Origin of the sequence: Pseudomonas sp. 44 R 15 (assembly GCF_900004965.1) — a bacterium.
In the GTDB taxonomy this organism is placed as follows: Bacteria; Pseudomonadota; Gammaproteobacteria; order Pseudomonadales; family Pseudomonadaceae; genus Aquipseudomonas; species Aquipseudomonas orientalis_A.
Genome location: NZ_CVTU01000114.1, coordinates 207,401 through 222,150, shown reverse-complemented (window position 1 = coordinate 222,150; position 14,750 = coordinate 207,401). Strand labels below are relative to the sequence as shown.

12 protein-coding genes are annotated in these 14,750 nt (G+C 59.7%); 6 read left to right on the top strand and 6 right to left on the bottom strand.

The window, feature by feature from the left end:
* The first annotated feature begins 5 nt into the window (after positions 1 to 5).
* Complete coding sequence (gene groL / locus BFP93_RS23545; protein WP_065887544.1) at positions 6 to 1,652, top strand: chaperonin GroEL; 1,647 nt, start codon at positions 6 to 8, stop codon at positions 1,650 to 1,652.
* Between the two features lie 77 nt (positions 1,653 to 1,729).
* On the opposite strand, the gene BFP93_RS23540 is transcribed toward groL, so the two are convergent.
* The 4 genes from BFP93_RS23540 to BFP93_RS23525 form a co-directional block, all read right to left on the bottom strand.
* A complete protein-coding gene (locus BFP93_RS23540; protein ID WP_122582700.1) occupies positions 1,730 to 2,230 on the bottom strand; it encodes a hypothetical protein in 501 nt (166 codons plus the stop codon).
* A gap of 81 nt (positions 2,231 to 2,311) precedes the next feature.
* The gene (locus tag BFP93_RS23535; protein WP_065895118.1) at positions 2,312 to 3,610 is read right to left on the bottom strand and encodes a sensor histidine kinase; all 1,299 of its coding nucleotides are present in this window, start codon (positions 3,608 to 3,610) and stop codon (positions 2,312 to 2,314) included.
* Positions 3,600 to 4,298, bottom strand: coding sequence for a response regulator transcription factor (locus BFP93_RS23530; protein WP_065887547.1), 699 nt, complete (start codon positions 4,296 to 4,298; stop codon positions 3,600 to 3,602). Before BFP93_RS23530 ends, BFP93_RS23535 begins: the two co-directional genes overlap by 11 nt.
* Positions 4,299 to 4,373: 75 nt before the next feature.
* Entirely contained in the window at positions 4,374 to 6,323 is a 1,950-nt protein-coding gene (locus tag BFP93_RS23525) for an LTA synthase family protein (RefSeq protein WP_065895117.1), read from the bottom strand.
* A 199-nt stretch (positions 6,324 to 6,522) separates the two neighbouring features.
* Between BFP93_RS23525 and colR the strand changes: the two genes are divergently transcribed.
* The 5 genes from colR to BFP93_RS23500 all read left to right on the top strand — a co-directional run bounded on the left by colR (position 6,523) and on the right by BFP93_RS23500 (position 10,292).
* Positions 6,523 to 7,206, top strand: coding sequence for a two-component system response regulator ColR (gene colR, locus BFP93_RS23520; RefSeq protein WP_003208587.1), 684 nt, complete (start codon positions 6,523 to 6,525; stop codon positions 7,204 to 7,206).
* Entirely contained in the window at positions 7,196 to 8,476 is a 1,281-nt protein-coding gene (locus BFP93_RS23515) for a sensor histidine kinase (protein ID WP_065895116.1), read from the top strand. The genes colR and BFP93_RS23515 overlap by 11 nt, the downstream gene beginning before the upstream one ends.
* Before the next feature lie 187 nt (positions 8,477 to 8,663).
* Positions 8,664 to 9,344 carry a class I SAM-dependent methyltransferase gene (locus tag BFP93_RS23510; protein WP_065887550.1) on the top strand — a complete coding sequence of 227 codons (681 nt, stop codon included), beginning with the start codon at positions 8,664 to 8,666 and terminating at the stop codon, positions 9,342 to 9,344.
* Between the two features lie 4 nt (positions 9,345 to 9,348).
* Complete coding sequence (locus BFP93_RS23505; RefSeq protein ID WP_065895115.1) at positions 9,349 to 10,068, top strand: lipopolysaccharide kinase InaA family protein; 720 nt, start codon at positions 9,349 to 9,351, stop codon at positions 10,066 to 10,068.
* A complete protein-coding gene (locus tag BFP93_RS23500) occupies positions 10,065 to 10,292 on the top strand; it encodes a hypothetical protein (protein ID WP_065887552.1) in 228 nt (75 codons plus the stop codon). Before BFP93_RS23505 ends, BFP93_RS23500 begins: the two co-directional genes overlap by 4 nt.
* A 231-nt stretch (positions 10,293 to 10,523) precedes the next feature.
* Here the strand turns inward: BFP93_RS23500 and BFP93_RS23495 are convergent, their stop codons facing one another.
* Positions 10,524 to 13,571 carry a multidrug efflux RND transporter permease subunit gene (locus BFP93_RS23495; RefSeq protein WP_065895114.1) on the bottom strand — a complete coding sequence of 1,016 codons (3,048 nt, stop codon included), beginning with the start codon at positions 13,569 to 13,571 and terminating at the stop codon, positions 10,524 to 10,526.
* Positions 13,568 to 14,725, bottom strand: a complete 1,158-nt coding sequence (locus BFP93_RS23490) for an efflux RND transporter periplasmic adaptor subunit (RefSeq protein WP_065895146.1) — start codon at positions 14,723 to 14,725, stop codon at positions 13,568 to 13,570. The genes BFP93_RS23495 and BFP93_RS23490 overlap by 4 nt, the downstream gene beginning before the upstream one ends.
* Between the last annotated feature and the right edge of the window lie 25 nt (positions 14,726 to 14,750).

Genomic DNA, 14,750 nt, shown 5'->3' with positions numbered 1-14,750 from the left:
CGATCATGGCTGCTAAAGAAGTTAAATTCGGCGATTCCGCCCGCAAGAAAATGCTCACCGGTGTCAACGTCCTGGCTGATGCAGTAAAAGCGACCCTGGGCCCGAAAGGCCGTAACGTGATCATCGAGAAGAGCTTCGGCGCTCCGACCATCACCAAGGACGGCGTTTCCGTAGCCAAGGAAATCGAGCTCGAAGATCGTTTCGAAAACATGGGCGCGCAGCTGGTCAAAGACGTTGCCTCCCGTGCCAACGATGACGCCGGCGACGGCACCACCACCGCGACCGTGCTGGCCCAGGCCATCGTCAACGAAGGCTACAAAGCCGTCGCTGCCGGCATGAACCCGATGGACCTCAAGCGCGGCATCGACAAGGCGACCATCGCCATCGTTGCCGAGCTGAAAAACCTGTCCAAGCCATGCGCTGACACCAAGGCTATCGCTCAGGTAGGCACCATCTCCGCCAACTCCGACAGCTCCATCGGCGACATCATTGCCGAAGCCATGGAAAAAGTCGGTAAAGAAGGCGTGATCACCGTTGAAGAAGGCTCGGGCCTGGAAAACGAACTGTCGGTTGTAGAAGGCATGCAGTTCGACCGTGGCTACCTGTCCCCGTACTTCGTCAACAAGCCGGACACCATGGTTGCCGAGCTGGACAGCCCGCTGATCCTGCTGGTCGACAAAAAGATCTCCAACATCCGCGAAATGCTGCCAGTGCTGGAAGCCGTCGCCAAAGCCGGCCGCCCACTTCTGATCGTTTCCGAAGACGTTGAAGGCGAAGCCCTGGCGACCCTGGTTGTGAACAACATGCGTGGCATCGTCAAAGTCGCAGCCGTCAAGGCTCCAGGCTTCGGCGACCGTCGCAAGGCCATGCTGCAGGACATCGCCGTATTGACCGGCGGTACCGTTATCTCCGAAGAGATCGGCCTGAGCCTGGAAAGCGCCACCCTGGAAAACCTGGGTAGCGCCAAGCGCGTGACCATCTCCAAGGAAAACACCATCATCGTTGACGGTGCTGGCGTTGAAGGCGACATCGAATCGCGTATCGCCCAGATCCGTGCCCAGGTGGCCGAGACGTCCTCGGACTACGACCGTGAAAAACTGCAAGAGCGTCTGGCCAAGCTGTCCGGCGGCGTTGCAGTGATCAAGGTTGGCGCCGGTTCCGAAGTTGAAATGAAAGAGAAGAAGGCCCGCGTTGAAGACGCCCTGCACGCAACCCGTGCAGCCGTTGAAGAAGGCGTGGTACCTGGCGGTGGCGTTGCGCTGATCCGTGCTCTGGAAGCCCTGACCAATCTGACCGGCGACAACGCTGACCAGAACGTCGGTATCGCTGTACTGCGCCGTGCCGTTGAAGCACCGCTGCGCCAGATCGCTGCCAACTCCGGCGACGAGCCAAGCGTTGTGGTCAACGAAGTCAAGAACGGCAAGGGTAACTACGGTTACAACGCTGCGACTGGCGTCTACGGCGACATGATCGAAATGGGCATCCTGGATCCAACCAAGGTGACTCGTTCCGCGCTGCAGGCAGCTGCTTCCATCGGCGGTCTGATCCTGACCACCGAAGCGGCCATCGCCGACAAGCCAAAGGCTGAAGGCGCAGGTGGCGGCGGTATGCCAGACATGGGCGGTATGGGTGGCATGGGCGGCATGATGTAAGCCAGCCTTACCCGGCTACTGAAAAACCCCGCCAGCAGTGATGCTGGCGGGGTTTTTTATGGCGCCGGTTTTATCATTCAGCCCATGGCACGCCGTCGCAGCAGCTTCTTGAGTATCATCCCCCGCGCGAACATAAACGGCGCGCGCAGCACATAGGCCATGGTGCCCTGCGCAGCAGCTTCAGACAGTGGCTGATATTCAGACAGGTGCGTGGGCTTTTTCTGAAGCGCCGGGCTGGGCCGCTCCCAATGCCCGGACATGACGACCATGCCCGGCAGCTTGAGGGTATTGGCATAATAATCATGGGACCTCAACGAGCGGCGTTGCAGGTTGTCCCAGATGTTATTCAACCAAGGCGGATTATCAGGGCTGATCATCGCGCTGACGCCCGGTGCGGCGATGAACACTGGATCGTCAGGGGCTTCGTCAAGCGGTCTGCCATCTACCCGGTAGCCGCTGTTGAACGCCGCCGGTGGCGTCACCGCAGTCATGGCAGGAGAGCAACGGGGTAAAACCGCGCCCGTCACGAGGCACAGCGACAGCATCAGGGCAAGCGCGGATTTCTTGGTGAAACACATGAAAGGGCTCTCCGACCTGGTTCAGGCGCAGAGGTTACAAGCTATCGCAAAGCTCTACTGTCACCGGCTGTAACGCCCCGGTCATTGCGGGCGCAGCGGCAGGACCAGGCTCACGCGTGCGCCGCCCAGCGGGCTGCGAGTCACTGACAGTTCACCACGCAGCCACTGGGTGGCGCGTTTTGCCAGCGCAAGACCGAGGCCGAAGCCGCCGGGTTCATCGCCGCCCATGGCCAGCCGGACAAAGGGTTCGAAGATTTTTTCGCGGTTCTCCGCGACCACGCCCGGGCCGTCATCGTCGACATGCAGTACCAGATGATGCGGGTCATGGTACGCCGCACTGACACGCACCTGATCGCGAGCGTAGGTGACGGCATTGCTCAACAGGTTGCGCACAATCAGATGCAACAAGGCGCGGTCACCGATCAGCTCCAGGTGCAATGGCTCGATTTCCAGGCTCAGCCGACGATGGTGCCCGTCAAGCAGGGCAAACTCCTGATGCAACCAGTCACGGATGGGGATCGGCTCATAGTGCAGGTCGCTCGGCGCGCCGGCCATCCGCGCAAAGGCGAGGCTGGCGCGAACCAGGGCTTCGAGTTCCTCGACATCAATTTGCAGGCGTTTCTCCAGGCGGTTGCGTGTGGCGGCGTCTTCACTCTTGCCGAGCAACGTCAAGGCGAAGCGCATGCGCGCCAGTGGCGTGCGCAGTTCGTGGGACACGGCCTGGGAGACTTCGCGATGGCGCTCGCCCATGGCGGTAATGTGTTGCGCATGTTGTTGCAGGGTGTGCAGCAACGGCGTCCATTCCTTGCCCATGGCCGGCAGCAGGGCATTGGGTGTATGGGCCAGTTCACTCAGGCAGCCATTGAGCGTATCAAGGTCGAGGCTGCGCTGGCGGCGTGTGCGCAGGCTGATCCAGAGCAGCAACACTAAAGGCAGGGCGGCGACGCAGGCCGTCACCCAATATACCGGAAATGTCAGCAGGTCCTTGACCTCGGCGGTGCCCCATAGCGGGCCGAATTGGATGGCTGTTTCGTCGTCGAAGGGGAAGTAAGTCATGTCTTCATCGCTGTTTTGCGCGGGTTGCTGATGCTTCAACATGATCAACGCTTCCGGTGGCATCTCGACATCCTTCAGCTTTATCAGGGCCACCGGGTATTGGAAGCGTTCGCGCAGCGTCTGCATGCGCGCCTCGCGTTGATCGGCAGGCAAGGTTTTGAGTTGTTCCGCCACCAGGTAGCCTGGCCCCGCCATCAAGCGCAAAAAGCTGTACTCACCCACATACACGGCGGTATTGGCACACAGCCATAACAGATAAAAGGTCAAGCCGGCCCAGCCTGCTCCGGCCACCAGTGCCATCCAGGGTTTGAATTTACTCGACATGTCGACCGCCCTGAGGAATTTCGACAAACAGATAGCCTTGTGCGGTGATGGTTTGGATAGTCACGGGGCACGCCAGGCTCATGAGCTTTTTACGCAAGCGCGAAACGCGCATATCGACAGAGCGATTGAGCCCGTCGTACTCCAGGCCGCGCAGGCTTTGAAGCAGTTTCTCCCGTGTGAGCAACACGCCGCTGTGCCGGGCGAAAATCGCGAGCAGTTCGAACTCGGCGACCGAGAACTGCAAGGGCTGCTCGTCGAGCCAGGCGAAATGGCTATTGAGCTCCAGCCGAAAGCTGTGCCACTGGTAAAACGCCCGTGGCGCCTGCGGGTGGCGGCGCAGTAGCGAGCGGATTCTGGCCAGCAGCAGCAGCGGGTCGACCGGCTTGACCACATAGTCGTCCGCCCCGGCATTGAATCCGGTCAATTGCTCGGCGTTTTCATCCAGCGAGGTCATCATCAGGATCAAGCCGCAATACTGGGCGCGGATCTGCCGGCACAGGGAGAAACCGTCAAGGCCGGGCAACATCACGTCCAGAATCAATAATGCGGGCTGCTCGTCGACAATGCGTTGCGCCGCGCGGTCACCACGGTGTTCCACCGCAACGGTAAAACCTTCCGCACGCAGGAACTCGGCCGTCAATGCGGCCAATGGGCGATCATCTTCGATCAACAGGAGAGTGTCGGACATGAGCGGGCGTCGTTGCAGGAAAGGACGCAAGTGTTACGCCCTTGCCTGGCGTCAGGCAAGGGCTGCGTAGGGCCGTCAGCGTGTGCTGATGGCCGGTGTCGTGTCCTTGGGCGCTTTCCAGCTCAGCAGTTGCTGCTTGTACCCATAACTGGCCGCTTGGTAGTAGGTGATCGCCCGTTGGATCAACGGGTCGTCGCTGCCGACGCGCAATTCCTGGCTCTCGCCCAGCGCCTGGTCATGGCGACGCAGGCCCTTGCGTGGGCTGAGGATGGCGAGGTTGGTGCCGTCAAACAGACCCAGGTGTTGGTAATTGCCGAGCACTACGCGCGGTGGCAGCGGGTTGTCCTGCAACAGATTGCGGCCGAAGAAGGTCGATTCGTAGCTCAGGTTGATCAATCCCAGCAGTGTGGGCGCCAGGTCGATCTGGCTGGCCAGTTGCGCAGTTTCCCGGGCCTCGATCAGCTTCGGCGCATAGATAAACAGGGGGATCTGGTAGTTGGCGATGGGCAGGTCTTCCTTGCCTGCGCTGCCGGCCGTGTGGTCGGCGACGAACACGAAGATGGTGTTATCGAACCAGGGCTTCTGGCGCGCAGCGTCGAGGAATTGACCGATGGCGTAATCGGTGTACTTCACAGCGCCGTCGCGGCCGTTGCCGGATTTGATATCGATACGCCCGTCCGGGTAGGTGTAGGGGCGATGGTTGGAGGTGGTCATCAACTGCAACAGGAACGGCTGCTGCCGGGCGTAATCGGCATCGGCCAGGTTCAGGGTTTGTCGGTAGAGATCTTCGTCGGCCATGCCCCAGGCGTTTTTAAACGAAATTTGCGACTCGGGCACGCTGCTCTGGTCCACCACGCGATAACCGTTGCCACTGAAAAACGCGTTCATGTTGTCGAAGTAACCGCGTCCGCCGTAGACAAACACGCTGTCGTAGCCAACGGCGCCGAGCTGCTGCCCCAGGCTGGCGAAACCGCTTTCGCGGCCGATGCGCTTGACGATAGAGCGCCCGGGCGTAGGTGGAATCGCCAGGGTAATGGCCTCCAGGCCACGGTCGGTACGGGTGCCGGTGGCGTAGAAGTTATTGAAGTACAGGCTCTGTTGGCGCAGCGCATCGAGGTTGGGCGTGAGATTGCGCTCGTCACCATTGCTGCCCATGTATTTGGCACTGAAGCTCTCGATGGTGACCAGCACGATATTGGGTTTGCGCAGCGTGCCGGGGTGGGTGATAGCGCGACGGATATCGAGTGGGTCCTGGCCGATGAAGCGCGCGTTGGGTTCACTGAGTTCGGCGCGCAATTGCTTGGCGACAACGTCAGTTGGCAGGCTTTTGTAGAACTGGGTGTAGTCCAGTTCGTTGTTACGAAATGCGGCAAAGAACTGATAGGGACCATTGCTGGCCAGTTCGTTGTTGTAGGCGTTGCCGCCCTGGGTGCGCGGGTGGTCCTGGCTGATCAATTGCAGGCTGATGCCGGCGACTGCCAGCAAGGCCAGGGCATTGACCAGGCGGCCACGCATTGCCGGTAACGGCGCGGCCATCGCGGCGTTGAAGGGCCTGCGCAGGACCACGCTCAGGATCAGTGCGAGCATTGCCAGCAGACTGAGCAGCTTGCCGATCGGGTAGGACTCCAGCAGGTTGTTCAAGACCTCGTCGGAGTACACCAGGTAATCAACGGCGATGAAGTTGAAGCGCACGCCGAACTCATCCCAGAACAGCCATTCAGCCACCGCAGTGAACAGCATCGCAAACAGGCTTGCGCTGAAGAGCACTTGCAGGAGCCAGCGATGCCCACGGCGACGCCACAGCGCGGGTGGGCACAGCAACACGTACAGCCCCAGCGGCAATGCCGCATAAGCCAGGAACCCCAGGTCGTAGAGCAAACCCACGCCAAATACCGGCAGCAGGTTGCCGCCGACTTCATCCAGGTGAGTCACCAGCAGCACGCTGCGGGTGAGCAGGAAAATAACCAGCCAGGTACCGGTTACCAACAACAGATAGCGCATAGGCGCTGTTTTGGGGAATCCCATGTGCAACTTCCTTTTATCGATGGGCGCGATGTTCACGCTGACGCTGTCGTCAGTGTGTGAAGCGATAGTGAAAAACTCGTTCAGCTGGCTAATCAGTTGAAAAGCTTTATCGACCGGCCCGGCAGGCCTATCCCTGAACTGCACTTGGCCTTAAGCTGCGCGAGCCAACACGGCTGTTACCGCGTACGGAGCACTGCCCATGCGAATTTTATTGGTTGAAGACAACCGCGATATTCTGGCCAATCTGGCCGATTACCTGGGGCTCAAAGGCTACACAGTGGATTGTGCCCAGGACGGCCTGTCGGGCCTGCACCTGGCGGCTACCGAGCATTACGACTTGATCGTGCTCGACATCATGCTGCCGGGCATCGATGGCTACACCCTGTGCAAACGCCTGCGCGAAGATGCACGCCGCGACACACCGGTGATCATGTTGACCGCCCGTGACCAGTTGGACGACCGGCTGCAGGGCTTCAAGTCCGGCGCCGATGACTACCTGCTCAAGCCGTTCGCCTTGTCGGAGTTGGCCGCTCGCATCGAAGCGGTGCTGCGCCGTGCCCAGGGGGGTGGGCGTCGTGCCCTGCAAGTGGGCGACCTCAATTATGACCTGGATACGCTGGAGGTGACCCGGGAAGGGCGCCTGCTCAAACTCAACCCGGTCGGCCTGAAGTTGCTGGCGGTATTGATGCAGAAAAGCCCCCACGTATTGCGTCGGGAAATCCTCGAAGAAGCCTTGTGGGGCGATGATTGCCCGGACAGCGACAGCCTGCGCAGCCACGTCCACCAATTGCGTCAAGTGATCGACAAACCCTTCGCCAAGCCGTTGCTGCAAACGGTACACGGTGTAGGTTATCGCCTGGCCGAGGGCCGTGATGGAGTTTAAGCAAAGCCTTGCCCAACGGATCATCATCGCCTTTGCCTTGATGAGTGCGTTGGTCGCGGGGGCCTTCGCCATGGGCATTGTCGCGACCGTGCACCTGGTGGAAGAGAAGTTGATTTCAGCGGGCCTGGGCGGCGACCTGCAACGTCTGCTGTTGATGGACAGCATGGAAGACTGGCGACATCGGCCTGAGCCTGACCAGTTGTTCTATTTCAGCGGCGGCCCCGGCGATTTCGAGTTGCCCAAGGATTTGCGGCATCTGGACCCGGGCTTTCATGAAGTATTTCGCGAGTCGCTGTCCTACCACGCCATGGTCGAAGTGATCGACGGCCGACGTTACGTGCTGCTGCAGGACCAAAGCGATTTCGAAGAGCGCGAGCGGGTGCTGTTTGCCGTGGTGCTGGTGGGTTTCGTACTCAGCCTGGCACTGGCGGTGTTCCTGGGTTGGGTGCTGGCGCGCAAGGTGATGGCGCCGGTGGTGCGCCTGGCCCGCCAGGTGCGCCATCGCGACCAGTTGCTGGGGCTTGCGCCACCGTTGGCACCGGACTACGCGGCCGACGAAGTGGGCGAATTGGCCGTGGCGTTCGACGCCACCCTGGGCCGCTTGCGCCAGGCGCTGTCTCGCGAACAGTTGTTTACCAGCGATGTCAGCCATGAATTGCGTACACCCTTGATGGTGTTGGCCAGTTCCTGCGAGTTGCTGCTGGAGAATCCGGCCATCGATCAACGCGGGCGCAACCAGGTCCAGCGCATCGCCCGGGCCTGTGAAGAGATGCGCGAACTGGTGCAGACCTTCCTGATGCTGGCCCGCGCCAAGCATGACGATGCCGCCATGTCGGCCCAGGTGAATCTGACCCAGGTTGCCGAGGACCTGCTCGGTATCTGGCGCGGGCCCATCGAGCAAAAGGGCCTTGAGTTGATCTACTGCCCCGGCGACCCGCTGGATACACGCTACAACACGACGTTCCTGCATGCGGTGATGGGCAATCTGTTGCGCAATGCACTGCATTACACCGAGCAAGGGTTTATCCGCCTGACCCTGGAACCGAGCGGCTTTGTGGTGGAGGACACGGGTGTGGGCATCCCGGAAGACAAGCGTGAAGCGATGTTCGAGCCGTTCGTGCGTGGCAGCGAGAAGCGCGGCGAGGGTCTGGGGTTGGGCTTGTCGCTGGTGCAGCGTATCTGTGAGAGCCAGGGCTGGAGCGTGACCCTGAGCACCATGGAGCCCAACGGCTGCCGTTTTCATGTCGAACTGGGTCAAGTCAAAACCTGACCGAACAGTCTGTCATTTTGCTGCTGCACGACGCCTGCTTTTCGGCGAAGATGGCCCCATGCTACTGAATGTTTCTGTAAAGTCTTGAAATGTATGGGATTGGACAGGACAAGTTTTTCACAACGAGTTGACCTGTTGATCACAGTTCGCTGCTTAGGGTGTAGGCATCAGTTACCGGAGACGTAAGATGCCTTCCCCGATCAAGTTGGAATTCTCAGAAAAGTACGACGATCAACACGCGCGGCAATATTTGCTCAAGCACCAGGACAATCTGGCTCGCCGGTTGTCCCACAAGCGCGATGAGCAACTGGCGCGCGGTGCGCTGGCCATGGCCGGTGAACCGGGCCTGGTGCTGGACCTGCCGTGTGGTGCCGGGCGCTTTTGGCCATTGCTGGCCGAGAAACCCAATCGTGTGATCATCGGGGCCGACAATTCGGCGTCGATGTTGAAGGTCGCCACGGTGGCCCAACCGGCGGAAGTCGTCAAACGGGTACGCCCTTTGCAGACATCTGCCTTTGATATCGATTTGCCAGATAACTCGGTCGACAGTATTTTCTGCATGCGCTTGATGCACCACATCGGTGACCCGGCGCACAGGATGACAATACTTCGGGAGTTTCAGCGGGTTAGCCGTGACAGCGTGATTATCTCGCTGTGGGTCGATGGCAATTTCAAGGCCTGGAAACGCAGGCGCGCCGAGGTACGGCGTCGTAAGAAAGGTGAGCAGGAAGGTTACCAAAACCGGTTTGTGTTACCGGCTGCTACTGTCGAGGCAGAATTCGAGCAGGCCGGTTTCCGGGTTCAGGAATCCCTGGACTTCATGCCGCTCTACGCCATGTGGCGAGTCTATGTATTGCGCAAGAGGTAACAGGATGGCAGTTGAGTGCGTAGTCGGCAGTCATATAGCTCCCGAAGAACGATTTGATTTTTTCTGGCGTCAGCAGGGCGAGTGGGTGGAAGAACCCAATCGTCGGCGTGGCGGTGAAAGTGGCGTACAGCGGGTGATCAGTCCCAATGGGCGATTGCTCTATTGCAAACGCCAGACTGGCCATATCTACCGCAGTTGGTTGCATCCGTTTGGACGTCCGACCGTACTGCGCGAGCGTGATGCCCTCAAGGGCCTGCGCCTGCTGGATGTACGCGTGCCGGAGTTGGTGTTCTGCGAGGCGCGACGCGACCCGCAGCATCAGTGGAAAGCGTTGCTGGTCACCGCGTCGCTGGACGGTTTCGACGAGATCGAAAACTGGTACGCCGCCGGTGGCCGTGAGCAATACGGCGAGGCGGTCCACGAGCGCTTGCTCGAGGAATTGGCTGGTACCCTGGCGCGCATGCACAAAGGCCGCTGGCAGCACGGTTGCCTGTATATCAAGCACATCTTCGTTCGGGTAACCGGCGAGGGCGATGGGGTGAAGGTTGAAGTGGCGCTGCTGGACTTTGAAAAATGCCGCCAGCGTTTGACCGCTTATCGGGCCGCCTCCCATGACATGCTGCAATTGCGCCGCCATTCGTCGTGGAACGATACCGACTGGAAAAAACTCAGCTACTTTTACGAGACGGCGTTTGGCAGCGCTATCAAGGGTTTAACCAGATGAAGCTAGAAATAGCACGAGGTTTGTTCCTGGTCGGGGCGTTGGCGGTTACGGCCCTGGCCCTGGCGGCATGGGAACAGCCTCGCACACAGGTACTCAGTGCGACGCAAGGCGGCGGGCAATGCCTGCTGCCACGTGTGGCCAAGGTCAGTGTGGCGGCCAAACCCGATCATGAGTTGCTGTTATTCATGTTCGGGATGTCTCAAGCGATGAGGCCGCAGAGTTGAAACGATTAAAACCCGCAAAAGGCCTCGCAGTGCGAGGCCTTTTTTTGTGCGCTATCGGGTCAGATGATCGTTCCCTCGCTCCGCGTGGGAATGCATCCCGTGACGCTCCGAGTCACCATTACGAAAGTGCCGGATTTTGTGCTGAAAGCAAAACGCGGAGCGTCCAGGGCGGCATTCCCACGCAGAGCGTGGGAACGATCATGTGGTGCCCTGTTTCAGGACTAGGCAGCGCTATCGGGTCAGTGCCCTGGCTGTGTTGTCCGCTTTGGTCAGCGTCGTATACACCGTGGGCAGGACGAATAGGGTAAACAGGGTGCCGATCGACATGCCGGTGGCGATCACCATGCCGATATCGAACCGACTGACCGAGCCCGCGCCGCTGGAGAAAATCAGCGGTACGACGCCCATTACGGTGGCCAGCGTGGTCATCAGAATCGGCCGCAGACGGGTCGCGGCAGCTTGTTCGACCGCAGCCCGCGCGGACAGGCCTTGTTGCTTGCGCAGTTGATTGGCGAACTCGACGATCAGGATGCCGTGTTTGCTGATCAGGCCGATTAACGTGACCAGGCCGATCTGCGTGTAGATATTCAGGGTGGACCAACCCAGAAACAGCGCGATCAATGCGCCGCACACCGACAGCGGCACGGTCAGCAGTATTACCAGTGAATCACGCAGGCTTTCAAACTGCGCCGCCAGCACCAGGCCGATGATGGCCAGTGCCAGGCCGAACGTGCCCCATAGCGCATTGCCCTCCTGCACGAACTGGCGCGTAGCGTTGCTGTAATCGAAGCTGTAATCCGCTGGCGCCTCTTCCTGGGCAATGGTTTGCAAGGTCTGCAATGCGTCGCTCATGCCGACAATCGGAAAGGCCGACACGGTGACCGAATTGAGTTGCTGGAACTGATTCAACCGCTGGGGACGAACCTGTGGGCTGGAGACGGTGATCAGCGTCGACAAGGGCAGCAATTGGCCCTTGGCGTTCTTTACCGCGTACTGGCTCAGCCATTGGGGGTTGTCCCGGTAGTTGCGCTCGACCTGGGCTATCACTTTGTAGAGATGCCCGTCGATACTGAATCGGTTGATTTGCGCCTCAGCCAGAAGGGTGGTGAGGGTCAGGTCCAGGTCCTCCATGGATACGCCCATCTGGGCGGCCTTGGTCCGGTCAATGTCGACCATGACTTCCGGGCGGTCGAAGGCCAGGTCGATATCCACATAGGCAAACTTCCCCGAGTCGATCGCTCGTTGCTTGATGCGCTCGGCCACGTTCATCATCGAACTGTGGTCCTGCTGGGAACTGATGACAAAGCCGAAGGGCAGCCCTTCACCGGTCCCCGGCAGGGAGGGCAAATTGAATGCGAAGACTTGCAGGCCGGGGTTGCTGTCGAGTTTTTCACGTACGTCTGTCAGGACTTGCATTTGTGTGCGCTCACGTTCCTCCCAGGGTTTGAGCAGGAAGCCGCCGACGCCTGAATGTAATCCGTCCAGGCCGTTGATCTGGAAGGATGAATGATATTCGGGCACGGTGTTGAACGGTTCGATAAAGTCCTGGGTGTAGCGATTCAGGTAGGCCAGGTTCGTTGCCTGGGGCGCGCTGGACAGGATGAAAATCAGGCCTTTGTCCTCGTCGGGCGCCAATTCCGAGAGGGTGAACGTGAGCATGGCGGGTATCAGGCAGAGCACGAGCGCGGCGAAAACCAATACCACCGACCGCGCTCGCATGATCTGGCGCAGGCGCCGTCGATAGCGTTTTTTCAGGGCATTGAAAAAACGCTCCAGAGCCAGCGACAGGCCCGTTGGCTGTTCTTCAGGCCGCAGTAAAATGGCGCACATCATCGGTGACAGCGTCAACGCCACGATCCCGGAAATCACCACAGCGCCGGCCAGGGTCAGGGCAAACTCCTTGAACAGCGCCCCGGTCAAACCCTGCATGAAGCCGATAGGCGCAAAGACCGCAGCCAGCGTGATGGTCATGGACACCACCGGAACGCATACCTCTCTTGCCCCCTTGATGGCGGCCTCAAGTGGCGATTTGCCTTTTTCGATGTGCCGGTGGATGTTTTCCATCATCACGATGGCGTCGTCGACCACCAGGCCGATAGCCAGGACCATGGCCAGCAGCGTCAGCACGTTGATGGAATAGCCCAGCAGTTGCATGAGGAACAAAGTGCCAAGCAGCGACAGTGGAATGGTGATGACGGGAATGATCACTGAGCGCAACGAACCCAGGAACAAAAACACCACCAACACCACAATCAGCAAGGCTTCCGTCAGGCTGGACAGCACCTGTTCGATCGAAGCGTTGATATACAGCGTCGAATCGTAGGCGATATCCGAGTGCAGGTCAGGTGGCGCCTGCGCCTGCAATTGGGGCATCAGTTCGCGAACACGCTTGCCCAACTCCAGGGGGTTGGCATCGGGTGTGGCTTGAATGCTGATATAGACCGCCGGGGTGCCATTGAAGGTGCTGAAACTGTCGTAGTTTTGCGAGCCCAGCTCAACGCGCGCCACGTCCCCCAGGCGCACCTGGTTGTCGCCCTCGGTTTTCACTGGAATGGCACTGAACCCCTCGACCGATTGGAGTTCGGTGTGGGTGGTCGCGCTGGTGACGACATATTCGCCGGTAAGGTCCCCCGCGACAGGTTGTACGTTGTAGCGTTTGATTGCCTGGGTTATGTCACTGGCACCCAGACCAAACCCGGCGAGTTTTATCGGGTCGAGCCACAGGCGCATGGCGAAGCTCTGGCTGCCGATAATCTGCGCTTGCGCCATGCCCGGCAGTGTCACCAACCGAGGCTGGACCACCCGCTGCAGATAGTCGGTGATCTGCGCGTTGTTCATGGTTTTGCTGGAAAAGCTCAGGTACATCAGCGCGGTACTGTCCACTGCAACTTTGCTCAATACCGGATCTTCGATGCCGCTGGGCAACTGGTTCCTGACTTCATTGGACTTGGCCAGCAGTTCGGTGAACAGGCGGTCGCTGTCGGCGCCGACCCGACTGTAGATGGAGATGAACGAAATATTCTGACGGCTGGACGAGGTCATATAGTCGATGCCTTGTGCGCTGGCCAGGCTCTGTTGCAAGGGCTGGGTGACGTAACTCTGGATGGTTTGCGCACTCAGTCCCGGTGCGACCGTGGTGACCGTAACCAGTGCGTTTTCCATCTGTGGAAACTGGCGCAGTTGCAGTTTTTCGTAGGCCTGGCATCCAAGCAGCACGATCAGCAGGCTGACGACCACGGCCAGCACCGGGCGACGAATGAACAGGTCGGTGAAGGTCATTGCGCACCCTCCTGATGAGGCATCGGCAGCGTCCCCTCCGGCTGGCTTCGGTCGATACTGATACGCACAGGAGTGCCGTGTTTGAGTTTGAGCTGGCCGGCAGTGACCACCTGTTCGCCCTTGTGCAGCCCCTTGGAAACCACCACCAGGCCATTGCGCCGTTCGCCTGTTTCGACCAGGCGCTGCTCGGCGATCAGTTGCGGCGTATCGCCGGCATCGGAGGCGTGCGGCTCGCCGTGGTTACTGGGTGTTATTACGAAAATGTACTGGCCATAAGGACTGAAGGCGATCGCACTTTCCTGGATCACGGTGTGTGCAGTCGGTTCGTCCAGCAGCACCCGCAGATGGGCGAACATTCCCGGCAACAGCTCATCGCGCGGGTTGGGCAGCGTTGCGCGCACCAACACGTTTCGCGTGCTGTCATCGACGAGCGGGTTGATGGCACTCACCTTGGCGAGGCTGAAGATGCCGGGGCGTGCCGAGATTTCAACCTGAACCGACTGCCCCTTCCTGATCAGTTGAACGGCTTGCTCGGGCACATAAAAGTCAACGTAAAGCTGGCGTGTGTCCTGCAGACTGGCGATAACCTGGGTACTTTGCAGGTAATCGCCCGCATTGACCTGGCCAATGCCAATGGTGCCGGTGAAGGGCGCGACGATGCGCTTTTTTTCCAGCGCCGCAGTACGCTGTGCCACGACGGCGGTGTTGCGATTGAGTTCAGCGCCGAGCCGGTCGAACTCGCCTTTGGAGATGGCGCTGATTTCCACCAGTTTGCGGCCGCGCTCAAAGTTCTGAAGGGCCAGGCGCTGGTCGGCCTTTGCCACGTCCAATTCGGCCTGCTCGGTCTGGTACTCAAGCTGCAGCAGGGGCTGCCCGGCCTCGACCCTTTGCCCTGACTCAAAGTGCAGCTGTGTCACAACACCGGGCACCTCAGCCCTCAGGTCGATACCTTGCAATGCCTTGAGCGTGCCCGCCGCCGGCATCTGGCGCTGCCAGGGTATTTCAAAGGCATTGGACGTCGCCACGCTGACCGGTGGTTTTGGCCCATGCAAAAGCTGCAACTGTTGATAAATCCAGTGCGCCTTGTAGCCGGCGAGCATCAGGACGACGGACAGAACGAGGCTGAGCATGATAATCATCCGGCGGCCCGGCATGGTCATAGTGGGGGTCCTTGTGAAA

Bases quoted from the DNA above. Each gene is read 5' to 3' on its own strand.
- BFP93_RS23530 (WP_065887547.1), bottom strand. From the start codon at position 4,298: ATGTCCGACACTCTCCTGTTGATCGAAGATGATCGCCCATTGGCCGCA.
- colR (WP_003208587.1), top strand. From the start codon at position 6,523: ATGCGAATTTTATTGGTTGAAGACAACCGCGATATTCTGGCCAATCTG.
- BFP93_RS23535 (WP_065895118.1), bottom strand. From the start codon at position 3,610: ATGTCGAGTAAATTCAAACCCTGGATGGCACTGGTGGCCGGAGCAGGC.
- BFP93_RS23500 (WP_065887552.1), top strand. From the start codon at position 10,065: ATGAAGCTAGAAATAGCACGAGGTTTGTTCCTGGTCGGGGCGTTGGCG.
- groL (WP_065887544.1), top strand. From the start codon at position 6: ATGGCTGCTAAAGAAGTTAAATTCGGCGATTCCGCCCGCAAGAAAATG.
- BFP93_RS23540 (WP_122582700.1), bottom strand. From the start codon at position 2,230: ATGTGTTTCACCAAGAAATCCGCGCTTGCCCTGATGCTGTCGCTGTGC.
- BFP93_RS23510 (WP_065887550.1), top strand. From the start codon at position 8,664: ATGCCTTCCCCGATCAAGTTGGAATTCTCAGAAAAGTACGACGATCAA.
- BFP93_RS23515 (WP_065895116.1), top strand. From the start codon at position 7,196: ATGGAGTTTAAGCAAAGCCTTGCCCAACGGATCATCATCGCCTTTGCC.
- BFP93_RS23490 (WP_065895146.1), bottom strand. From the start codon at position 14,725: ATGCCGGGCCGCCGGATGATTATCATGCTCAGCCTCGTTCTGTCCGTC.
- BFP93_RS23495 (WP_065895114.1), bottom strand. From the start codon at position 13,571: ATGACCTTCACCGACCTGTTCATTCGTCGCCCGGTGCTGGCCGTGGTC.
- BFP93_RS23525 (WP_065895117.1), bottom strand. From the start codon at position 6,323: ATGGGATTCCCCAAAACAGCGCCTATGCGCTATCTGTTGTTGGTAACC.
- BFP93_RS23505 (WP_065895115.1), top strand. From the start codon at position 9,349: ATGGCAGTTGAGTGCGTAGTCGGCAGTCATATAGCTCCCGAAGAACGA.